This is a genomic window from Pseudomonas sp. JQ36, assembly GCF_053851495.1.
Genome location: NZ_CM132642.1, coordinates 931,880 through 952,176 on the forward strand (window position 1 = coordinate 931,880; position 20,297 = coordinate 952,176).

Sequence of the window (20,297 nt, forward strand, 5' to 3'; positions counted from 1 at the left end):
TTGCCCGTCAAAAAGATCGCAGCCTGCGGCAGCTCCTACATGGGATCGGTGTAGGAGCTGCCGAAGGCTGCGATCTTTTGATTTTCAGTCGGTCAAAACGCTGAGGATCGTGTGAGCAATCTTCACCCGCTCCGGAATCGGAAAGTTCTTGTTCGCCAGAATCACCACGCCGACATCCTTCGACGGCACAAACGCCACGTAACTGCCAAAACCACCCGTAGATCCGGTTTTGTTCAGCAGCACATTATCCACCTGCGGCTGTGGCGGGTTGAGCCATTGCACCTTGTGCGGCTGCATGGCCATTTCCGTGCTGTTACCGGCCAGCAAGCGCTCGAGGCTGATCGGGTAACGGTACATTTCCCAGCCCAGACCCTGGGTCATGTCGCCGACGCTGTAATAACCGGTGTGGGTGTTGGCGATGGCTTGTTGCAGCGGGGTTTCCAGGCTTGCCGGTTTCAGGTTGGCCTGCACGTATCGCAGCATGTCGGCGGCGCTGGTTTTCACGCCGTAGGCTTCTGAATCCATTGCGCCCGGGGTGACGCGCACCGGTTGGTTATTCTTGTCGTAGCCCTGCGCGTACAGGTTCATTTGTGCTTTCGGCACCTGCAGGTAGGTGTGTTGCAGGCCGAGTTTCGGCAGCAGGGTTTCGCTCATCGCCTGATCATAGGGCTGGCCAAGGGTCTTGGCGGCCAGATAACCGAAAAGACCCAGGCTCGGGTTGGAGTACAGACGCTGGCTGCCGGCCGGGAAGCTCGGTTTCCACTGTTGGTAATAGCCAAGCATCTTGTTGGCCGAATCCCACTCGGCCGGGAATTGCAGCGGCAGGCCGCCAGCGCTGTAGGTGCCCAGTTGCAGCACGCTGATGTTGTCGAAAGCGCTGCCTTTCAGTTCCGGCCAGAGCTGGCTGGCCTTGGTCGACAGATCCAGTTTGCCGGTCGCCTGCGCATAGCCGGCCAAGGTGGCGGCGAAGGTTTTGCTCACCGAGCCGATTTCGAACAGAGTGTTTTCGCTGACTTTCTGCCCGGTATCCTTGGCGGCGACGCCGTAGTTAAAGTAATGCGGCTGACCCCTGACGGTGATAGCCACGACCAGGCCCGGAACCTGCTGTTGCTGCATCACCGGGGTGACGGCTTTATTCACCAGGGCTTGCAGTTGCTCGTCGCTGGGCGTGGCAGCCATGCACGCGTTTGCAGCGAAAATTACGCCGAATGCGCTGCAGGAAATGACTTTGCTCGGGTTGATGAAGGACATGAGTGAACCACTCTCCATGAGTGTTGAGGGTGATATCCCGCTAGACTGCGGGCAATTGAAACGTTAGTCGACTGATCAGCGCCGACAATTTAGGCAGTCTGGCACTCGTCGACAAACGATGATATTTCGCATGAGCCATTAGAAAAATTTGGGACTTGGCATGATTCGACCTCAATTGCCGCTCAATGCACTGCGCGCGTTCGAAGCCTCGGCGCGGCATCTGAGCTTTACCCGTGCCGCCGTCGAGCTGTGCGTGACCCAGGCGGCGGTGAGCCATCAGGTGAAAAGCCTTGAGGCGCAGCTCAACGTCACCCTGTTCAAGCGTCTGCCGCGTGGGCTGATGCTGACGGGGGAGGGCGAAACCCTGTTGCCAGTGCTGACCACCTCGTTCGATCACATTGCGCAGATGCTTGAACGTCTGGCTGGAGGACAGTACCGCGAAACGTTGACCGTCGGCGCCGTGGGGACGTTCGCGGTCGGCTGGCTGTTGCCGCGGCTGGCGGATTTTCAGGCGAAACATCCGCTGATCGATTTGCGCCTGTCGACCCACAACAACCGGGTCGACGTCGCCGCCGAAGGGCTGGATTACGCGATTCGTTTCGGCGCCGGGGCGTGGCATGGGATCGAGGCGACGCGACTGCTCGATGCGCCCCTGTCGGTGTTGTGCGTGCCGGAAATCGCCCGGCAACTGCACACGCCGACGGATCTGCTGCAACAGCGCTTGCTGCGTTCCTATCGCACCGATGAATGGCCGGAATGGTTTCACGCCGCCGGCCTGGCGACTCACGCGGCGCCGCCGCAGAGCATTGTCTTCGACTCATCGCTGGCGATGATGGAAGCCGCGCTGCAGGGCAGCGGGGTAGCGTTGGCACCGCCGCTGATGTTCGCCCGGCAACTGGCGGCGGACGTGATTCGCCAGCCGTTTGCGATTGAAATCACCACTGGCAGTTATTGGCTGACGCGCTTGCAGTCAAGGCCGGAGACGGCGGCGATGACGGCGTTCAAAAACTGGCTGCTGCAAATCTCTGTCTGACATAAATCCCCCCTGTGGGAGCGGGCTTGCTCGCGAAGGCGGTGTGTCAGTCAATATTTGAGTTGAATGACACGCCGCCTTCGCGAGCAAGCCCGCTCCCACATTTGAAGTACGGTGAGCTTGAGAATGTCAGCGCACCAGACACGGCCGCTTGTTATCGAACGTCCATCCCGGAATCAAAAACTGCATCGCCACGCTGTCGTCCCGCGCACCGAGGCCCATGCCTTTGTACAGTTCGTGAGCCTTGGCCAGCTGATCCATGTCCAGCTCCACACCCAGCCCCGGTTTCTGTGGCACTTGCACGCAACCGTCGACAATTTGCAGCGGTGCCTTGGTCAGACGCTGGCCGTCCTGCCAGATCCAGTGCGTGTCGATGGCGGTGATGTCGCCCGGTGCCGCCGCCGCGACATGGGTAAACATCGCCAGGGAAATATCGAAATGATTGTTGGAGTGCGAGCCCCAGGTCAGGCCCCACTCATGGCACAACTGCGCGACACGCACCGAGCCTTGCATGGTCCAGAAGTGCGGGTCGGCCAACGGGATGTCCACCGACTGCAACTGGATGGCGTGGCCCATCTCGCGCCAGTCGGTGGCGATCATGTTGGTCGCCGTCTTCAGCCCGGTGGCGCGGCGGAACTCGGCCATGACTTCGCGCCCCGAGTAACCGTTTTCCGCACCGCACGGGTCTTCGGCGTAAGCCAGCACGTGATGTTGGTCGCGGCACAGGCGGATCGCTTCTTTCAGTGACCAGGCGCCGTTCGGGTCGAGGGTGATTCGTGCCTCGGGAAAGCGTTCGGCCAGTGCCGTCACGGCTTCGATTTCCGCGTCGCCGCTGAGCACGCCGCCCTTGAGTTTGAAGTCCTGGAAACCGTATTTCGCCTGCGCCGCTTCGGCCAGACGCACCACCGCTTCGGCGCTCATGGCTTTCTCGTGACGGACGCGGAACCAGTCGTTATCGGCATCCGGTTCGCTGCGGTAGGCGAGGTCGGTCTCGCGTTGATCGCCGACGTAAAACAGATAACCGAGCATCTTCACTTGGTCGCGTTGCTGGCCTTCGCCGAGCAACGCCGCGACCGGCACGTCGAGGTGTTGCCCGAGCAGGTCGAGCAGGGCGGCTTCGAGTCCGGTGACCGCGTGGATGGTGATGCGCAGGTCGAACGTCTGCAGGCCACGGCCGCCGGCGTCACGCTCGGCGAAGGTCTGGCGCACCTGATTGAGGATTTTCTGATAGTTGCCGATCGCGTTGCCGAGCACCAGGCTGCGGGCGTCCTCCAGCGTCTGGCGGATGCGCTCGCCACCGGGCACTTCACCGACGCCGGTGTGCCCGGCGTTGTCCTTGAGGATGACGATATTGCGGGTGAAAAATGGCCCGTGGGCGCCGCTCAAGTTGAGCAGCATGCCGTCGTGGCCGGCCACGGGAATCACCTGCATGTCAGTGATGATTGGCGCTTTGGCAGTGTCGTATGCGGTCATGGTTTTTATCCTAATCAGACAGAGTTCAAGCGTGCTTCGGCGCGGTTTCGGCCACGGCGATGTCAGCAGCGGGTTTCGGGGTGGTGCGTGCAGCGAAGACGATGACCGCGGCGATGATCGAGGTCGCGGCCAGGCCGTAGAGGCCGCCCTGAATCGAACCGGTGTGTTCTTCGAGCAGGCCGAAGGTGGTGGGCGCGACGAAGCCGCCGAGGTTGCCCACCGAGTTGATCAGTGCGATCACTGCCGCGGCGATCCGTGCATCCAGATAGGCCTGCGGAATCGGCCAAAACAACGATGAGGCGGACTTGAAACCCAGCGCGGCAAAACAGATCGCGACAAAGGCGAAAATCGGCCCGCCGGTGGTGGACATGAACATCCCCGCTGCGGCGATCAGCAATGCGGTGGCGACCCAGGCTTGCTGGTGCTTCCACTTGGTCGAGAGCGAGGCGAACGCGTACATGCCGACGATCGACAGCAACCACGGAATCGAGTTGAACAGGCCGACCTGGAAATCGCTCATCTCGCCCATTTTCTTGATGATGCTCGGCAGCCAGAACGTCGCGGCGTAGATCGTCAGCTGAATGAAAAAGTAGATCAGACAGAACAGGATGATCTGCCGGTCCTTGAGCAGTTTGCCCATTGATGGACGGATCGGCGTCGCGGCTTCGCGGGCCTTCTGTTCATCGTCGATGGCGCTGACCAGTGCGTCCTGTTCGGCGCGGGTCAGCCATTTCGCGTCGTGGGGTTTGGCGTCGAGCCAGAACCAGACGAACACGCACAGGCCTACGGAAAACATCCCTTCGATGAAGTACATCCATTGCCAGCCGTGCATGCCCAGGCCGTTGATCTGCAAGAGCAGGCCGGAAAGCGGGCCGGAGATCAGCGAGGCCACCGCCGAACCACTGAGGAAAATCGCGATGGCCTTGCCGCGTTCGGCGCCGGGTAGCCAGCGGGTGAAGTAGTAGATCACCCCGGGAAAGAACCCGGCTTCGGCCACGCCGAGCAGAAAGCGCAGGATGTAGAAGTGTGTTTCGTTCTGGATGAACGCCATGCCGGCGGCGACCAGACCCCAGGTGAACATGATGCGGGTCAGCCAGATACGCGCGCCGACTTTCTGCAGGAGCATGTTGGACGGCACTTCGAACAGTGCGTAACCGATGAAGAACAGACCGGCGCCGAAGCCGTAGGCGGCAGCGCCGATGCCCAGATCATGTTCCATGTGGGTGCGGACGAAACCGATGTTCACCCGGTCAATGTAATTGACGATGAACATGATCACGAAGAGCGGCAGGACGTGGCGTTTCACTTTCGAGATGGCGGACGCGAGTGTCGAATCGACGCCCTCGTTCATCCCGGAGACGGAGGTTTTCACTTGGTTTTCTCCCACTGATTATTTTTATGCGGGGTAGGGCTGGGTGCTGCGTTGTTGATAGACATCATACAACTGAGATTTTTTGTCCTACAAGTGGGGTGCAGCGATTAAATTTGTCTGGTGAACCAATTTTTTATTTCTTTTTGGTGGTTGGCCCAGTTTTTATTGGTTCTAGACGCACCCGTCAGACGCACTTCACGGTTCACCATCCAAATGTTCAAACAGGGCGTAGCGCTTGCTTGTTGCAGTTATTTTCTTTTGCATTGAGTGTTGTCATACAAGTTGAAGGCTGATTCGGCGCTAAAATCAAATCTCGTCAGCCACCGCGCAGTGCTACGATCGCCATGCCTCGATCACCGGAACCGAACATGCAAGAAGACCTCGACGCTCCCGCCCGCAAACGTGCGCATAACCTTGCGCATGATCTGGTGGAAAAACTCACCCAGAGCATCCTGCTCGGCCAGCTGTCGCCCGGCGACAAACTGCCGTCGGAGAACGCCATCGTTCAGGAGCACGGCGTCAGTCGCACAGTGGTGCGCGAGGCGATTTCCAAGTTGCAGGCGTCGGGGCTGGTGGAGACGCGGCACGGCATCGGCACGTTCGTCATCGAGCGCGTCGCGGAGCAGGGCTTGCGCCTGAATGTCGACACCGCGCTTGGGGTGCGCAGCATTCTTGAATTGCGCATGGGCCTGGAGACCCAGGCCGCCGCGTTGGCCGCGCAACGGCGCAGCGAGCAGCAACTGCTGCAGATGCGCCAAGCGCTGGATGACTATCAGCGCCTGCTGGACAGCAATGACAGTTGTGTTGAAGCCGACCGACGTTTTCACCTGCTGATCGCCGAAGCCACCGGCAACGTCTGTTTCAGCGAAATCATGCAGCACCTGGGCAGCGCGATGATTCCGCGTCAGCGGCTCAATGCCGCCGAGCGTGGCGCGGCGGATCTGAGCAAGCTGGGGCAGTTGGCGCATCTGGAGCACGAAGCGATCCTGAATGCGATCAAGCGTCAGGATCCGGACGCGGCGCGCGCGGCCATGTGGCTGCACCTGACCAACAGCCGCGACCGCTTTGGTGCACACGGCTGATTGCCGTTGGTCTGCTCGAAGGCACGGCCTGCGCAGGCACGCTTCCAAGCTGTATGGCCCGGGTTCTCCGGACCTCCTTGGTGAGGTGTGTCATGGCTAATGATTTGCTGTTTCAAGGTGGTGTGCTGCCGACCGATCCGACCCGTCCGGTGCCTGGCACGGATGAGCCGACACTGGCCGATCACGATGCGCCGCCGGGCATGAGCCCCGGGCGTGATCCGTTGAGTGATGCCGATCGGCCGGAAGACTGGAAGGACCCAGCGGCGGACGATGATGATGTGCCGCCAGCGGATGAGCCGACGCCGTTGTCGGATGACAGGCGCTGAGGCTGACCCGGCACGAGATATTTATAGTCTGCGCCGGCCCTTTCGCGAGCAAGCTCGCTCCCACAGGTAAAACGCATCCCCCTGTAGGAGTGAGCCTGCTCGCGATGGGGTCATCAGCCTCAGTAAAATCCTCGATCAGACCTCAACCGGTCGACCCTCCACCCGCCGCTCCAGATTCAACGCCAGCACACTGATCAACACCACCGTCGACCCCGCCAGCACCATCAGCGTCGGCCGCTCGCCCAATCCCAGCGAAGCAATCCCCATCGCCGTCGGTGGTATCAGGTACAACGTCATCGTCGCCCGGCTCAAGTCCACATGCCTGAGCACAAAGCCCCAGGCCAGATACGCCAGCGCGCTGGGAAACATCCCCAACGCCAGCACCGCCCATTGCACTCGCAGCGGTGCTTTGGCTACCGCCGCACCCAGCCCCGGCAGATAAATCAGTAACAGCAGCGTCCCCGACCACACCGCATAACAGGCCAGACTGAAGCCGTCATAACGCCGGGCGTGATGTTTTTGCAGGGCGAAGTAAATGCTCCATGACAGCGCTGCCAGCAGGATCAGCAAACCATGCGCGTCGATCTGCCCCAGGCCCCGATCGGCGCTGACCACGACCACCACCCCGACCAGTCCCAGCAAGATGCAGCCCCAACGCCAGACACTGACCTGATCCTTGAATACGTAGCGCGCCAGCAGCGTACTGAACAATGGGCTCGACTGCGCCAGTACGCTGGAGGCGCCGGCGCTGACGCTTTGCTGGCCGATGTTCAGCGCCACGTGATGCAGGCTGACGGCAAAAAATCCCAGGGCGAACAACAGCGCCACGTCGCGCGGTTGCGGCAGGCGAATGCCTTTGAGCGCCGCGATCACGGCCATGAACAGCGACGCCAGGAGAAACCGCAATAACGCCAGATGCCCGGGGTCGTAGGCTTGCAGGCCGATGTGAATGCCGGTCGGCGAATAGGCCCAGCAGCCGACCACGAAGGCCATGGCCAGAATGATTTTTACAGGAGAAGGACACGGCATGATCGGCGCACCGCAAGGGTTGATGCGCCGAGTATCCGGGCGGTCAACAGGTCTCCACAACTGACTTATACTGCGCTGAATGTTCACTTTGAGTGATGAGTATGGAGCTGGCGCAGATCCGCATGTTCAAGACCGTGGCCGACGAGGGCAGCATTGCCCGCGCTGCTGAAAAGTTGTTTTGTGTGCCGTCAAACATCACCGCACGGATCAAGGCATTGGAAGCGGAGCTCGGTGTGGCGCTGTTTCTGCGCGAGGGGCGCGGGCTGCGGATCAGCCCGGCGGGACAGACGTTTCTCGCTTATGCCGAGCGGATTCTGGCACTGACCGCCGAAGCCAAGCGCGCAGTAGATCCCGCCGCCGAACCGTCCGGCCCGCTGCGTATCGGTGCGATCGAGTCCTCGGCCACCGGGCGTTTGCCCCGACTGTTGGCCAAGTTTCACCAGCGCTATCCGCAGGTGGCACTGGAGTTGACCACTGGCACCTGGGGCCAATTGCTCGACGACACCGTCAACCATCGCCTCGACGGCGCAATCGTCGCAGTGGACGTCGAGCGCTCGCAGCTCAAACGCACACCGATGTACCGCGAGGAGCTGCTGCTGATTGCTTCCACGTCGTTCGGCCCGGTGTGCGACATCCACGATCTGCAGGACAAAACCATGTTCATGTGGCCGCAAGGCTGCCCGTATCGGGCGGCGCTGGAGCATTGGTTGTTGCGTCAGGGCCAGGCGCTGCCGATTGTCAGCCTGGCCAGTTACGGGGCGATTGTCGGTTGCGTAAGTGCTGGCGCCGGCGTGGCCTTGGTGCCTAAAAGCGTGTTCGAGCAATACGCCAGAGGCGCTGGCTGCGTGGGCTATGAGTTTCCTGAACTGACGGCGATCGACAACCTGTTTTACTGGCACGAAAACGCCGGGGTACACCCGGCGCGTGAGGCGTTCGTGGCGATGTTGCGCGAGGAATTCCTCTGATCCCGTTACCCCCGCGTTTCCTCTGTAGGAGCTGCCGCAGGCTGCGATCTTTTGACTTTGTTGTTGAAAAACCAGATCAAAAGATCGCAGCCTGCGGCAGCTCCTACAGGGTGGATTCAGGAACTCAGGTCGCGCATCAGCAGGCCAAAGCGCAAATCCACCGCGTCCGGAATCGGCAGGTAAACCGTGTGCCCGTCACCGGGGGCGACGTCAATGGCTTCGCCCTTGGCACTCTGCAACTGGTGCAGGTCGAAGTGGAAATTGCCCTTGGGCGTCATCAGTTCCAGATGATCGCCGAGGGCAAAACGGTTCTTCACCTTGACCTCGGCCAGTCGGTCGCGGCGCTCGCCGGTCAGTTCGCCAACGAACTGCTGGCGCTCGGACACCGAGCTGCCGTTCTGATAATTCTGGTATTCGTCATGCACATGGCGGCGCAGAAAACCTTCGGTGTAGCCGCGCTGGGCCAGTGATTCCAGATCGGTCATCAGGCTGCGATCGAACTCGCGTCCGGCCACTGCATCGTCGATCGCCCGGCGATAGACCTGGGTGGTGCGCGCGCAATAGAAGTGCGATTTGGTCCGGCCCTCGATCTTCAGCGAATGCACGCCCATGCGCGTCAGGCGTTCGACGTGCTGCACCGCGCGCAGATCCTTGGCGTTCATGATGTAGGTGCCGTGCTCGTCTTCAAATGCCGGCATCAACTCATCGGGGCGATTGGCTTCCTGCAGCAGGAACACTTGATCGGTCGGCGCGCCGATGCCCAGGGTCGGCTCCGGCTGGAAAATCTGTACGATCTCGCCGAGCTGATTTTCCGTGGCTTGCTGCGCCGAATACTTCCAGCGGCAGGCGTTGGTGCAAGTGCCCTGATTGGCGTCGCGTTTGTTCATGTAGCCCGACAGCAGGCAGCGCCCGGAGTAGGCCATGCACAGTGCTCCGTGGACGAACACTTCCAGCTCCATGCCGGGCACCTGTTCGCGGATTTCGCCGATTTCTTCCAGCGACAATTCCCGCGACAGGATGATCCGGCTCAGCCCCTGTTGCTGCCAGAATTCGACGCTCGCCCAGTTCACCGTGTTGGCCTGCACCGAAAGGTGGATCGGCATCTGCGGGAAGTGCCGGCGCACCAGCATGATCAGGCCCGGGTCGGACATGATCAGCGCGTCCGGCGCCATCTCGATCACCGGCGCCAGATCCTTGAGGAAGGTCTTCAGTTTGGCGTTGTGCGGGGCGATGTTGACCACCACGTAGAAGCGCTTGCCCTGGGCCTGCGCTTCGCGAATACCGAGGGCGAGGTTGGCGTGGTCGAACTCGTTATTGCGCACCCGCAGGCTGTACCGCGGCTGGCCGGCGTAGACCGCATCGGCACCGTAGGCGAAGGCGTAGCGCATGTTCTTCAGGGTGCCGGCGGGGGCGAGCAATTCCGGGGCGGCGAGGGGGAGGTCTGGCTTCATGGCGGCATCGGTCGCAAAAACGCGGCAGGGTAGTGCAGTGGCAAAAGCGGTTTATTGATCTGGATCTACGTTTGCGTGCGCGGAGTCTATCTGTGCAGAAAGGGCACAGATCATGTGCCGGTTCACTGTGTTCGGTGCGGCGGTGGCTGCTTAAGATTCGCTTATCAAATCAACCGACGCAGGACTTTCCCATGCAGAACTTTACTAACCGCTTTCTCACCGCTTGTGCATTTTCCGGTGTATTGGCCAGCAGCGCAGCGATGGCCGACAACCACCCGACCATTCGGGCAATGTCCGGCGCTACACCGGTCGATCATTTGCCAGCCGGAAAGTCTGCGCTGGTGGTGATCGACTTCCAGAATGAATATTTCAGCGGCCGGATGCCGATCCCGGACGGTGCCGCTGCGTTGGCGAAAACCCGAGAGCTGATCACCTTTGCCGACAGTCACAAGATCCCGGTGTATCACGTGCAGCACATCGCGCCGGCCGGTTCGCCGGTGTTTGCCATCGATGGTCAGACCGTCAAATTTCACCAAGACATGCAGCCGCGCCCGCAAGACGTGGTGCTGCAAAAAAGCACCGTCAGCGTGTTCGCCAGTACCGACCTTGACCAGCAACTGAAAAAGGCCGGCATCCAGACACTGATCATTTCCGGCCTGATGACCCACGCCTGCGTGGCGGGTGCTGCGCGGGATGCCGCGCCTCTGGGCTACAACGTGATTGTCGCTTCCGATGCTTCGGCGACCCGCGCCATCACCCGGGCCAACGGTGTGTCCATCGACAAGGACTCCCTGCACAAAGCCGCATTGGCGGAAGTCGAAGACACCTTCGGCGACGTGTTGAGCACTGCGCAGATCGTCAAACTGCCGGTGCGCTGATTAGCCGGGCTGCATCGTCCAGGCAATCTATGCTCCATGAACAAAGATGGCACTCGCGCGCGCCCCGGCTGACTAAGGTTCGGGGCGTGCGAGACGCCTGACTGACATGGATCGGACATGAACGAAAAAACCCTGCAATTCAAATCCCTCACCGTGCTGTTGCTGTTGGTGACGGTCGCCTTCATCTGGATTCTGCTGCCGTTCTACGGCGCGGTGTTCTGGGCGGTGATTCTCGGCATTCTGTTTGCGCCGATGCAGCGCAAGTTACAGCTCAAATTTGGCTGGCGGCGCAACCTGACAGCGCTCTGCACTCTGGGCATCTGCCTGGTGATCGCGATTCTGCCGGTGATCATCCTCAGCATCCTGTTGGTCCAGGAAGGCGCAACGCTGTACAACAACATCGAAAGCGGCCAACTGGACATCGGTGCCTATCTGGCGCAGTTCAAGCACAGCCTGCCCCCGTACTTCCAGCATCTGCTCGATCGCTTCGGCATGGGCGAGCTTAACGGCGTGCGCGAGAAAATCGTCAAGGCGTCGATGCAGGGCAGCCAGGTGCTGGCGAGTCAGGCCTTCAGTTTCGGCCAGGGGACGTTCGAGTTCGTGGTCAGCTTCGGCATCATGCTGTACCTGCTGTTTTTCTTTTTGCGTGATGGCGCCGAACTGGTGCGCAAGGTACGCACCGCGGTGCCACTGGAAGAGAGCCACAAGCGCCGTTTGCAGTTGAAGTTCAATCGGGTGGTACGCGCGACGGTCAAGGGCAACCTGGTGGTGGCGGTCACTCAGGGCGCATTGGGTGGGGCGATTTTCTGGTTTCTCGACATCCCCAGCGCGTTGCTGTGGGCGGTGTTGATGGGCTTTCTGTCGCTGTTGCCGGCGGTGGGTGCGGGGATTGTCTGGGCGCCGGTGGCGCTGTACTTCCTGCTCAGCGGGATGATCTGGCAGGGCGTGGTGCTGGCGCTATTCGGCGTGTTTGTGATTGGTCTGGTGGACAACCTGCTGCGCCCGATCCTGGTCGGCAAGGACACGCGAATGCCGGATTACATGATCCTGATCTCGACCCTCGGCGGTCTCGCGGTGTTTGGCCTCAACGGTTTCGTGATCGGGCCGCTGATCGCGGCGCTGTTCATGTCCAGTTGGGCGCTGTTCATCGAGACCAAACCGAAAGTCCAGTTGCCTTAGGCGTGGAAGGCACTGACCAACTTCTGTGACAGGGCCTGCGCCGCTGTCAGCGACGTGAGCGGGCCGCTGATTGGCTCGCCTTCGCGCACCAGATACCAGCAGGCGAGCAATCCCGACGCTCTGAGCGATGCGGGAACAGCGCTGCCGATTACCGACATGATTTGAACCTGAGCCATGAAAAGTACCTCCATCAATCTGTGGAGTTACCTTAGGGATTCGCTGCGCTCAGGAACAATCAACGCTTTCGATAGTGGTCATTGATCACAGTGAGGGCTGAATCAGTCGACAACCTGGTCGAGCATGTGCACCACTTCGCGCTCATTGAGCAGGCCCTTGTGCACGAGATTCTCCGCCAGCAGCGAAAGAAACTTGGCGCAGCGGTGGCCTTCCAGGTGTTTCAGTTCAGTCAGCGCGCTGTACACCTTGCTTGAAGTGCACAGGCCGACGATGCGGTGCGGATTTTGTGTAGGCATGGGTCGTCCTTGTTTTTATCAACCTGTTGTTTACGGACGGATTCAGATTGCGGTTCCGTCATGACAAATAGATGACCGTTCTGTGTTTTGCCCCCGACGGTCAAGTCCATCATGCCGACTTTAGCTGCTGGAACTGTCCTCACAGCGACCTTGACGAGATTTTTTCAGACTTTGCCCGACCGACGGTCATAAAAAAGCCCCGCTATAAAGCGGGGCTTGTTGTTTGCGATTACCAGCGTGGGCCACCGTAGTAGCCATGTGGCCGGCCGTAGTAGCCGCGTGGCGGGCCGTAGTAGACCGGGCCTGGCACATAAACCGGTTGTTGCACGTACACCGGGGCCGGCTGGTAGTAGACCGGTGGTGGCGGTTGTTGCACATAAACCGGTGCCGGTTGAGCGTAAACGGGCTGTTGCACGTAGACCGGCCGGTCCTGGTTGATCAATGCGGAGCCGATGATGGCCGAGCCGACGATCGCACCAAACACTGCCGGACCCTGCCAGCCACCGCCGTGGGCTTCTGCCTGACCTGTGAAAGCAAATGCACCAATCAACAAGGCCACGATGGGGAGTTTACGAATCATGATAATTCCTCGGTTCTTCGACCCGGCGTCCGGGCCTGCACCAGGCCCAACGTTGTCGCGGGGATACTTCTATGACAGCCAAATTCTGAAAATCAGCACAGCCGTTGGGTAAATTTTGTGTAAGGTCTGTACCGGTTTCTTTACCGGCAGGTCAAAGGGGCTCGCGGCCCGTTGCAGACAGGCGCTAATGATCGTCCAGAACCCGATGGAATGGCTAACTCCGTCCATCCGAAAGTCCGTTTTGAAGGAGAAGTTTCATGCAGATGAATCCCAACAAAGACACCCAGCTGTGCATGTCCCTGTCCGGGCGCCCCGGGAATTTCGGTCTGCGCTTTCATAACCATTTGTACGAGCAGTTGGGCCTGAACTTCTATTACAAGGCGTTCAGCAGTCAGGACTTGCCGGGTGCGGTGGGCGGCATTCGTGCGCTGGGGATTCGCGGTTGTGGCGTGTCGATGCCGTTCAAAGAAGCGTGCATCGCGCTGGTCGATGAGCTGGATGCGTCGGCGGCGGCGATCCAGTCGATCAACACCATCGTCAACACCCACGGCCACCTCAAGGCTTACAACACCGATTACATCGCTATCGCCCAGTTGCTGGAAACCCACGCGGTGCCAAAGGACACGACGTTCGCCCTGCGCGGCAGCGGCGGCATGGCCAAAGCGGTGGCCAGTGCCTTGCGCGATGGTGGCTACAAAAATGGCTTGATCGTTGCGCGTAACGAGCGCGCCGGACGGGCACTGGCGGACTCGCTGGGCTATCGCTGGCAGGCGGAGCTGGATGAAGAGCGGCCACAGATGCTGATCAACGTCACCCCGGTGGGCATGGACGGCGGGCCGGAAGCCGGGCAGCTGGCGTTCGAGCCTGAAGTGATCCAGGCAGCCGAGATCGTGTTCGATGTGGTGGCGATTCCGTCCGAGACGCCGCTGATCGTGCGGGGGCGGGCCGAGGGCAAGAAAGTGATTACCGGGCTGGAGGTGATTGCGATCCAGGCGCTGGAGCAGTTTGTCCTGTACACCGGGGTGCGGCCAAATGAAGAGCAGTTTGCGGCGGCGGTGGCATTTGCTCGCAGCTGATCATTGAGTTTTGCGCTGATCCATCGGGCCTCTTCGCGAGCAAGCCCGCTCCCACAGGTATCAGGTTGCAACACAAATAGGTAAGCAACCACAAATCCTGTGGGAGCGGGCTTGCTCGCGAAGGCCGCGACTCGGTTGTTAGTCGGTTGCCTATACTGCGGCCTCAGCAAGCCCAGACTTGCCCCTCATAAAAAACCTGATCGAGGCTCCCCATGCATCCGCCCATCCTCAACCTGCACCAGGTCGAACTCGAACCTTTACCCGAAGCCCTCGCCCCGGAAGGCGAAACCGCTGGCCGCTATCAACAACGCATGGCGCGCATTGGCCAGCAGCTTGGTGCGCAGAAACTCGGCTATCGGTTGTACGCATTGCCGCCAGGCATGCGCGGCAGTCCGTTTCACAGCCATCGGGTCAATGAAGAGATGTTCTATGTGGTGGCCGGGGAGGGCGAAGTGCGGTTAGGAGCCGAACGCTTTCCGATCCGTGCGGGTGACGTGATTGCCTGCCCGCCGGGCGGCCCGGAAACGGCGCATCAGATCATCAACACCAGCGACGCGGAACTGCGTTACCTGGCAGTCAGCACCCAGCAGCAACCGGATATCTGTGAATACCCGGACTCCAACAAATACGCGGTGATGGACAACTTCAAAGTCGATGACCAGGGCAATGCGTCAGGCTTTGTTGCCGTGGCGCGGCAGGCGGATGGGGTGGATTACTGGGATGGGGAATAAATAGAGATCTTCGGCTTGGTATAGATCCTGTGGGAGCGGGCTTGCTCGCGAATGCGGTGTGTCAGTCACAGTGATTTGACTGACACAGCCCCTTCGCGAGCAAGCCCGCTCCCACCATAGGACTGTGGTGATTATTCGAGACGCGCCAGGCGCTCTTCCAGTGCGGCAATCCGTGCTTCCAGCTCTTCGATGCGTTCAACTGACACACCGCTTGGCGCGCGTTCCCCCGGATTCTGCCGCGCCGCCAGAATCGCCTCGATATCTGCCGGATCGCCCAGTGCATGGGTGTAGCGGTCTTCACGCTGACCGGCCTGACGCGGAATCAACACCGCCAGCCCGCGCGCGATCAGGCGTTCAAGCTGATGCACCACTTGCTCGGCATCTTCGAAGTCGTGCATGCGGCCGCTGCGGGTCAGCAGCTCATTTACCGTCTGCGGGCCACGCAGGAACATCAAGCCAGTGAGAATCACCTGGGCCGGCACCAGTTCCAGCGCCTTGTCGAGCTTGTGCTCCCAGCGGTCGGCGCGACTGCCCATGACCAGTCTGGCGTAACCGTGGCTTTCCAGCGCGCGCAGGCTCTGGCCGACCTGGCCTTGAGTCAGGTTCATCACCGGCTCGCGGCTGGTTTTCTGATTGCAGGCCAGCACCAGCGCATTGAGGGTCAGCGGATAGGTTTCCGGGCTGGTGGCCTGTTTTTCGATCAACGCACCCAGAATGCGGATTTCCGTGGCGTTGAGCCGTGGTTCGTCGGTAGTTGTTTCAAGTTCTGTGGTCATCGCGCGTTCCCTCTGCAGTCGAAGGCGCCTAGCCTAATCCTTGGCTAACAAAAGGCAAGCCGTGCGGTCATCAAGCATGGCTATAATCGCCTCCACGTTCCACCCAGCCACTACACGAGACTGCCATGACCATTTCCCTGTACGCCGCATCCGTCCCGGTTTTTCAACAAATGCTCAACGCCCTGAGCGATGTCCTGAAAAAGGCTGAAGCCCACGCCACCGAGAAAAACATCGACCCGAACGCCTTCCTGCAAGCGCGACTGTACCCGGACATGTTCCCGCTGGTGCGTCAGGTGCAGATCGCCGTCGACTTCGCCAAGGGCGTTTCCTCGCGTCTGGCCGAAGTCGAAATCCCGAAATATGACGACACCGAAACCACCTTCGCCGAGCTGCAGGCGCTGATTGCCAAGGTCCTGGCCTACATCGGCGAGATCAAGCCGGAGCAGATCAATGGCAAAGAAGGCATCGAGATCGTGACTCGTCCGGGCACCCCGAAGGAGAAGCGCTTCAGCGGCCAGGCTTACCTGCTGAGCTACGGTCTGCCGCAGTTCTTCTTCCACGTCACCACCACCTACGCGCTGCTGCGCCACAACGGTGTTGAAGTGGGTAAACGCGATTACATGGGCGCGTACTAAAACACCCAGCTACAAAAAAGCCCGCCAAGGTTTGCGCCTTGGCGGGCTTTTTATTGCTTTTTGTAGGAGTGAGCCTGCTCGCGAAGGCGGTGTGTCATTCAAAGGTGAGTTTGCAGATCAGACACTATCGCGAGCAGGCTCACTCCTACAGGGGTTATGCGGTGCGTTGGGCTTTCGCTTCTTCACCCAGGCATGCCGCAGCGGTGAACAAAACGTCAGTCGAGGAGTTCAGCGCGGTCTCGGCGGAGTCTTGCAGAACGCCGATGATGAAACCGACCGCCACCACCTGCATGGCAATCTCGCTCGGAATGCCGAACAGGCTGCACGCCAGCGGAATCAGCAACAGCGAACCACCGGCCACGCCCGAGGCGCCACAGGCGCAGATCGCCGCGACGACGCTGAGCAGAATCGCGGTCGGAATGTCCACGGCAATCCCCAGCGTGTGCACGGCGGCCAGGGTCAGTACGGTGATGGTGATCGCCGCGCCGGCCATGTTGATGGTCGCGCCCAGCGGGATCGATACCGAGTAGGTGTCTTCGTGCAGGCCCAGGCGCTTGCTCAGTTCCAGGTTGACCGGAATGTTCGCCGCCGAGCTGCGGGTGAAGAACGCGGTGATCCCGCTTTCGCGCAGGCACTTGAGGGTCAGCGGATACGGGTTGCGGCGCAGTTTCCAGAACACGATCAACGGGTTCATCACCAGCGCGACGAACAGCATGCAGCCCAGCAGTACGCCCAGCAGGTGCGCGTAACCGATCAGTGCACCGAAGCCCGAAGTGGCCAGAGTCGAAGCCACCAGACCGAAAATGCCCAGGGGGGCGAAGCGAATCACTACACGCACGATCAGCGTCACGCCGTTGGACAGATCGCCAACCACTTCGCGGGTGGTGTCACCGGCATGGCGAATCGCGACGCCCATGCCGATCGCCCAGGCCAGAATGCCGATGAAGTTGGCGTTCATCAGCGCGCTGACCGGGTTGTCGACCACGCTCAACAGCAGGCTCTGCAGAACTTCAGTGATCCCGCCCGGAGCCGTCACCGCCACGTTCTCGGTGGACAGCACCAGATGCGAGGGAAACGCCATGCTGGCGATAACGGCGACCACCGCCGCAGCAAAGGTACCGAGCAGATACAGAAACAGGATCGGCCGGATGTGGGTTTCCTGGCCGTGCTTGTGGTTGGCAATCGACGCCATCACCAGCACGAACACCAGAATCGGCGCCACGGCTTTCAGCGCCGAGACGAACACTTTGCCGATGAACGCGGAGCCTTTCGCCGCTTCCGGGGCGAACAGCGCCAGGGCGATACCGGCAATCAGGCCGATCAGGATCTGCGTGACCAGGCTGAGGTTTTTCAGGCGTTGCAATAGAGAAGGGGATGAAGCGGTCATAACGGCATCTCTGATTTTTTATAGGGTGCAAGGTTGCGTGAAACCGGTGATACATCGGGGGCAGGTCACCGGCACCAACCGAAAGGGCTGACGCGCCATCAACGCTGTTAAACAGGTCGCTGAATAGGGTGTACGTTTTTCAGGGCGCGGACTTTATCACAGCGTAGGCGTTATCCTTCAGGCCTGTGACGATCTGCCACCGGATTGATCGGCAAGTCGGCAGGTTTGTGCAAGTCAGCCCGGAAACACTCTGTTAAGATTCGCCATCCTCATTTTCATAGTCTGCCAGCGGGCCTCTTGGTCATCGCTGGTGTCGTCGTTTTGCTGGAGTTGCTCATGCTGTTGCCCATTCTTCTGTTGTCCGCCGCCGGATTCACGGTGCTGACCACGGAATTCGTCATCGTCGGCCTGTTGCCGGCCATTGCCCGCGACCTGGCGGTAACCATTCCGCAGGCCGGCTTGCTGGTGACCTTATTCGCTTTCACGGTGGCGATGTTCGGTCCATTTTTGACCGCGTATTTCGCCCGCTTCGAGCGGCGCAAGCTGTTCATCACCATTCTGATCATGTTCGGTCTGGCCAACACCGTGGCGGCGCTGGCACCGAACATCTGGGTCATGGCTATCGCCCGGTTGATCCCGGCGCTCGGCCTGCCGGTGTTCTGGGCCTTGGCCAGTGAGACGGCAGTGGACATCGTCGGCCCGGATCACGCTGGCCGTGCGATTGCCAAGATCGGCTTCGGCATTGTTTGCGCGACGGTGTTCGGCATTCCGGTGGGTACGTTGATTTCCGATGCGTTCGGCTGGCGCAGTGCGTTCGCGATTCTGGCGGTGATCGCTTTCGCCAAGGCCTTGCTGCTGTTGGTTTACCTGCCGAAAACCAGCCTGCACCAGCATCAGGTCAGCTTCGCCTCGCAGTTCAAGATCCTGCGCAGCCCGCTGATGCTCGGCCATGTGCTGTTGTCGATCCTGGTGTTCAGCGGCATGTTCACCGCTTACACCTATCTGGCCGACATTCTTGAGCGTCTGGCCGGGTTCAACGGCACGCTGGTTGGTTGGTGCCTGATGGGCTTCGGTGCGGTCGGGCTGATCGGCAACTCGCTGGGCGGCCGGGCGGTGGATCGTCATCCGTTGGGCGCCTCGGTGCTGTTCTGCGCGTTCATGATTGCCGGCATGGTCTCGCTGGTGCCGAACATTCACTCGACGGTGGGTCTGGCGGTGGCCATGGGCATCTGGGGCATTACTCAGGCTGCGCTGTTTCTGGTCAGCCATGTACGTCTGATGAAAGCCGCGCCGGAAGCACCAGCCTTTGCCGCGTCGCTGAATATCGCCGGGGCCAACCTCGGGATTGGTCTGGGTGCGATGATCGGCGGGCGGGTAATCGACAGTGCCGGCCTCGGCTTTCTGGGGTTCGCCGCTGCCGGGTTCATTCTGTTGTCGGTGTTCCTCGCCATGGTGCTGATGACGCTCAAGCCGCGCGAAGCGTGCGCCCAGGCGTCATAACGCGGTAAACAGCTCGCGTCGGGCACCTTCGGTAATCGCAACGATGCCGGGGTGCTTGACCTTTCGCTCCACCGAAATGGCATAGAACGACTCGGTCACCGCATCGGTCTGGCCAATCACTTCGACGCCATACTGGCGTTTCACTTCATCGGCAATCACGCTCGGACCGATGAAAATCCCGCTGCCCGATTGGCCGAAAGCCTGCATCAGGGCGCTGTCATCGAACTCCCCGACGATTCGCGGCTGAATCTGTTGCTCGGCGAACCAGCGCTGCAAACGGCTGCGCACTACGGTTTCCGCCCCGGGAATCAACAGCGGTGCACCGTTGAGGCTACGCGGGAAATCCTGCCCGTATTGTGCCGCCAGCTGCGCGGTGGCGAAGAAACTGATCCCACATTCCCCGAGCTTCTGGCTGTAGCCCTTGATGTCGAGATGCGATGGCATCGGGCTGTCGGAAATCACCAGGTCCAGGCGCTGGATCGCCAGATCCGCCAGCAGGCGTTCGAGTTTGTCTTCGCGGCAGGTGATGCGCAGTGGCTCGTGCAACTCCATGGTCGGCGCAATCAGGCGGTAGACGATGGATTTGGGCACCACGTCCGCCACGCCGACGCGAAACAGGATCTGCTGCTCGTCAGGCTGCGCGCGCAGCATCAACTCCAGTTCGCCGCCTAACTGAAACATCTGCTCGGCGTAGGGCAGGGCCTGGCGTCCGGCTTCAGTCAGCTCCAGTTGGCGGCCGACCCGTTGAAACAGTTCGATGCCGTAGGTTTGTTCGAGCAGCGAGATCTGCCCGCTGATGGTTTGCGGGGTCAGGTTGAGCTGTTCGCAGGCGCGCACGATGCTGCCGGTCTTGGCGACCACCCAGAAGTAATGCAGTTGTCGGTAATTCAGCATCCGTCGCGCCCCTCTGTAGGAGCTGCCGCAGGCTGCGATCTTTTGATCTTGCTTTAAAAAATCAAAAGATCGCAGCCTTCGGCAGCTTCTACACTGATTGTCATAGTTCGTTAGGGACGAAGTATAGCCGCTAAAAATACGAATTTTCCTGAAGTGTTTGTCTCCCTAGAATGCCCAGCCATCGACGGGCGGTCTGTGGCCCTGTC

At 60.4% G+C, this 20,297-nt stretch carries 21 protein-coding genes; 10 read left to right on the top strand and 11 right to left on the bottom strand.

Features of this window, described 5'->3' with window-relative positions; translation table 11 throughout:
• Nucleotides 1–84 precede the first annotated feature (84 nt).
• A complete protein-coding gene (gene ampC / locus ACS4NR_RS04190) occupies nt 85–1,251 on the bottom strand; it encodes a class C beta-lactamase (protein WP_456019170.1) in 1,167 nt (388 codons plus the stop codon).
• 160 nt (nt 1,252–1,411) lie between these two features.
• On the opposite strand from ampC, the gene ACS4NR_RS04195 reads away from it, so the two are divergent.
• The gene (locus tag ACS4NR_RS04195) at nt 1,412–2,284 is read left to right on the top strand and encodes a LysR family transcriptional regulator (protein ID WP_456019171.1); all 873 of its coding nucleotides are present in this window, start codon (nt 1,412–1,414) and stop codon (nt 2,282–2,284) included.
• A 129-nt stretch (nt 2,285–2,413) separates the two neighbouring features.
• Here ACS4NR_RS04195 and gudD read toward each other — a convergent pair whose 3' ends face one another.
• Both gudD and ACS4NR_RS04205 read right to left on the bottom strand, forming a co-directional pair.
• Nucleotides 2,414–3,757, bottom strand: a complete 1,344-nt coding sequence (gudD, locus tag ACS4NR_RS04200; RefSeq protein WP_456019172.1) for a glucarate dehydratase — start codon at nt 3,755–3,757, stop codon at nt 2,414–2,416.
• A gap of 25 nt (nt 3,758–3,782) precedes the next feature.
• A complete protein-coding gene (locus tag ACS4NR_RS04205; protein ID WP_456019173.1) occupies nt 3,783–5,129 on the bottom strand; it encodes an MFS transporter in 1,347 nt (448 codons plus the stop codon).
• Between the two features lie 368 nt (nt 5,130–5,497).
• Between ACS4NR_RS04205 and ACS4NR_RS04210 the strand changes: the two genes are divergently transcribed.
• Together ACS4NR_RS04210 and ACS4NR_RS04215 are read left to right on the top strand one after the other, a co-directional pair.
• A complete protein-coding gene (locus ACS4NR_RS04210; protein WP_456019174.1) occupies nt 5,498–6,211 on the top strand; it encodes a FadR/GntR family transcriptional regulator in 714 nt (237 codons plus the stop codon).
• Between the two features lie 92 nt (nt 6,212–6,303).
• Complete coding sequence (locus ACS4NR_RS04215; protein WP_097087777.1) at nt 6,304–6,537, top strand: hypothetical protein; 234 nt, start codon at nt 6,304–6,306, stop codon at nt 6,535–6,537.
• A 135-nt stretch (nt 6,538–6,672) separates the two neighbouring features.
• Here ACS4NR_RS04215 and ACS4NR_RS04220 read toward each other — a convergent pair whose 3' ends face one another.
• A complete protein-coding gene (locus ACS4NR_RS04220; RefSeq protein ID WP_456019175.1) occupies nt 6,673–7,566 on the bottom strand; it encodes a DMT family transporter in 894 nt (297 codons plus the stop codon).
• A gap of 101 nt (nt 7,567–7,667) precedes the next feature.
• Between ACS4NR_RS04220 and ACS4NR_RS04225 the strand changes: the two genes are divergently transcribed.
• Nucleotides 7,668–8,531, top strand: a complete 864-nt coding sequence (locus ACS4NR_RS04225) for a LysR family transcriptional regulator (protein WP_456020354.1) — start codon at nt 7,668–7,670, stop codon at nt 8,529–8,531.
• Nucleotides 8,532–8,647: 116 nt separating this feature from the next.
• Here the strand turns inward: ACS4NR_RS04225 and trhP are convergent, their stop codons facing one another.
• Complete coding sequence (trhP, locus tag ACS4NR_RS04230; RefSeq protein WP_456019176.1) at nt 8,648–9,982, bottom strand: prephenate-dependent tRNA uridine(34) hydroxylase TrhP; 1,335 nt, start codon at nt 9,980–9,982, stop codon at nt 8,648–8,650.
• A gap of 191 nt (nt 9,983–10,173) precedes the next feature.
• On the opposite strand from trhP, the gene ACS4NR_RS04235 reads away from it, so the two are divergent.
• Nucleotides 10,174–10,860, top strand: a complete 687-nt coding sequence (locus tag ACS4NR_RS04235; protein ID WP_456019177.1) for a cysteine hydrolase family protein — start codon at nt 10,174–10,176, stop codon at nt 10,858–10,860.
• Between the two features lie 117 nt (nt 10,861–10,977).
• Complete coding sequence (locus tag ACS4NR_RS04240) at nt 10,978–12,039, top strand: AI-2E family transporter (protein WP_095138783.1); 1,062 nt, start codon at nt 10,978–10,980, stop codon at nt 12,037–12,039.
• On the opposite strand, the gene ACS4NR_RS04245 is transcribed toward ACS4NR_RS04240, so the two are convergent.
• From ACS4NR_RS04245 to ACS4NR_RS04255, 3 genes are all read right to left on the bottom strand, one after another.
• Nucleotides 12,036–12,215 carry a hypothetical protein gene (locus tag ACS4NR_RS04245; protein ID WP_115985635.1) on the bottom strand — a complete coding sequence of 60 codons (180 nt, stop codon included), beginning with the start codon at nt 12,213–12,215 and terminating at the stop codon, nt 12,036–12,038. The genes ACS4NR_RS04240 and ACS4NR_RS04245 overlap by 4 nt on opposite strands.
• A gap of 102 nt (nt 12,216–12,317) precedes the next feature.
• Complete coding sequence (locus ACS4NR_RS04250; RefSeq protein WP_025108897.1) at nt 12,318–12,512, bottom strand: hypothetical protein; 195 nt, start codon at nt 12,510–12,512, stop codon at nt 12,318–12,320.
• Between the two features lie 229 nt (nt 12,513–12,741).
• Nucleotides 12,742–13,092 (bottom strand): hypothetical protein, encoded by a 351-nt coding sequence (locus tag ACS4NR_RS04255; protein WP_204894867.1) that lies wholly within the window; start codon nt 13,090–13,092, stop codon nt 12,742–12,744.
• A 257-nt stretch (nt 13,093–13,349) separates the two neighbouring features.
• On the opposite strand from ACS4NR_RS04255, the gene ACS4NR_RS04260 reads away from it, so the two are divergent.
• Entirely contained in the window at nt 13,350–14,168 is an 819-nt protein-coding gene (locus tag ACS4NR_RS04260; RefSeq protein WP_456019178.1) for a shikimate 5-dehydrogenase, read from the top strand.
• Nucleotides 14,169–14,380: 212 nt separating this feature from the next.
• The gene (locus ACS4NR_RS04265) at nt 14,381–14,899 is read left to right on the top strand and encodes a cupin domain-containing protein (RefSeq protein WP_204894865.1); all 519 of its coding nucleotides are present in this window, start codon (nt 14,381–14,383) and stop codon (nt 14,897–14,899) included.
• Between the two features lie 131 nt (nt 14,900–15,030).
• Here the strand turns inward: ACS4NR_RS04265 and ACS4NR_RS04270 are convergent, their stop codons facing one another.
• Nucleotides 15,031–15,675: a YceH family protein gene (locus ACS4NR_RS04270; RefSeq protein ID WP_095138787.1), complete on the bottom strand. Its 645-nt coding sequence runs from the start codon at nt 15,673–15,675 to the stop codon at nt 15,031–15,033.
• A gap of 125 nt (nt 15,676–15,800) precedes the next feature.
• Between ACS4NR_RS04270 and ACS4NR_RS04275 the strand changes: the two genes are divergently transcribed.
• Nucleotides 15,801–16,310 (top strand): DUF1993 domain-containing protein, encoded by a 510-nt coding sequence (locus tag ACS4NR_RS04275; RefSeq protein ID WP_007965386.1) that lies wholly within the window; start codon nt 15,801–15,803, stop codon nt 16,308–16,310.
• Between the two features lie 154 nt (nt 16,311–16,464).
• On the opposite strand, the gene sstT is transcribed toward ACS4NR_RS04275, so the two are convergent.
• A complete protein-coding gene (gene sstT / locus ACS4NR_RS04280) occupies nt 16,465–17,697 on the bottom strand; it encodes a serine/threonine transporter SstT (protein WP_166496698.1) in 1,233 nt (410 codons plus the stop codon).
• Between the two features lie 336 nt (nt 17,698–18,033).
• On the opposite strand from sstT, the gene ACS4NR_RS04285 reads away from it, so the two are divergent.
• On the top strand, nt 18,034–19,197 hold the full coding sequence (locus ACS4NR_RS04285) for an MFS transporter (protein WP_095138789.1): 1,164 nt from the start codon (nt 18,034–18,036) through the stop codon (nt 19,195–19,197).
• On the opposite strand, the gene nhaR is transcribed toward ACS4NR_RS04285, so the two are convergent.
• Nucleotides 19,192–20,091, bottom strand: coding sequence for a transcriptional activator NhaR (nhaR, locus tag ACS4NR_RS04290; protein WP_095138790.1), 900 nt, complete (start codon nt 20,089–20,091; stop codon nt 19,192–19,194). The two genes, ACS4NR_RS04285 and nhaR, sit on opposite strands and share 6 nt — an antisense overlap.
• Nucleotides 20,092–20,297 lie beyond the last annotated feature (206 nt).

Coding starts and splice junctions, on each gene's coding strand:
- ACS4NR_RS04240 (WP_095138783.1), top strand. CDS start 10,978: ATGAACGAAAAAACCCTGCAATTCAAATCCCTCACCGTGCTGTTGCTG.
- ACS4NR_RS04195 (WP_456019171.1), top strand. CDS start 1,412: ATGATTCGACCTCAATTGCCGCTCAATGCACTGCGCGCGTTCGAAGCC.
- trhP (WP_456019176.1), bottom strand. CDS start 9,982: ATGAAGCCAGACCTCCCCCTCGCCGCCCCGGAATTGCTCGCCCCCGCC.
- ACS4NR_RS04270 (WP_095138787.1), bottom strand. CDS start 15,675: ATGACCACAGAACTTGAAACAACTACCGACGAACCACGGCTCAACGCC.
- ACS4NR_RS04265 (WP_204894865.1), top strand. CDS start 14,381: ATGCATCCGCCCATCCTCAACCTGCACCAGGTCGAACTCGAACCTTTA.
- ACS4NR_RS04250 (WP_025108897.1), bottom strand. CDS start 12,512: ATGCCTACACAAAATCCGCACCGCATCGTCGGCCTGTGCACTTCAAGC.
- sstT (WP_166496698.1), bottom strand. CDS start 17,697: ATGACCGCTTCATCCCCTTCTCTATTGCAACGCCTGAAAAACCTCAGC.
- ACS4NR_RS04245 (WP_115985635.1), bottom strand. CDS start 12,215: ATGGCTCAGGTTCAAATCATGTCGGTAATCGGCAGCGCTGTTCCCGCA.
- ACS4NR_RS04210 (WP_456019174.1), top strand. CDS start 5,498: ATGCAAGAAGACCTCGACGCTCCCGCCCGCAAACGTGCGCATAACCTT.
- ACS4NR_RS04285 (WP_095138789.1), top strand. CDS start 18,034: ATGCTGTTGCCCATTCTTCTGTTGTCCGCCGCCGGATTCACGGTGCTG.
- ACS4NR_RS04215 (WP_097087777.1), top strand. CDS start 6,304: ATGGCTAATGATTTGCTGTTTCAAGGTGGTGTGCTGCCGACCGATCCG.
- gudD (WP_456019172.1), bottom strand. CDS start 3,757: ATGACCGCATACGACACTGCCAAAGCGCCAATCATCACTGACATGCAG.
- ACS4NR_RS04260 (WP_456019178.1), top strand. CDS start 13,350: ATGCAGATGAATCCCAACAAAGACACCCAGCTGTGCATGTCCCTGTCC.
- ACS4NR_RS04225 (WP_456020354.1), top strand. CDS start 7,668: ATGGAGCTGGCGCAGATCCGCATGTTCAAGACCGTGGCCGACGAGGGC.
- ACS4NR_RS04220 (WP_456019175.1), bottom strand. CDS start 7,566: ATGCCGTGTCCTTCTCCTGTAAAAATCATTCTGGCCATGGCCTTCGTG.
- ACS4NR_RS04235 (WP_456019177.1), top strand. CDS start 10,174: ATGCAGAACTTTACTAACCGCTTTCTCACCGCTTGTGCATTTTCCGGT.
- nhaR (WP_095138790.1), bottom strand. CDS start 20,091: ATGCTGAATTACCGACAACTGCATTACTTCTGGGTGGTCGCCAAGACC.
- ampC (WP_456019170.1), bottom strand. CDS start 1,251: ATGTCCTTCATCAACCCGAGCAAAGTCATTTCCTGCAGCGCATTCGGC.
- ACS4NR_RS04255 (WP_204894867.1), bottom strand. CDS start 13,092: ATGATTCGTAAACTCCCCATCGTGGCCTTGTTGATTGGTGCATTTGCT.
- ACS4NR_RS04275 (WP_007965386.1), top strand. CDS start 15,801: ATGACCATTTCCCTGTACGCCGCATCCGTCCCGGTTTTTCAACAAATG.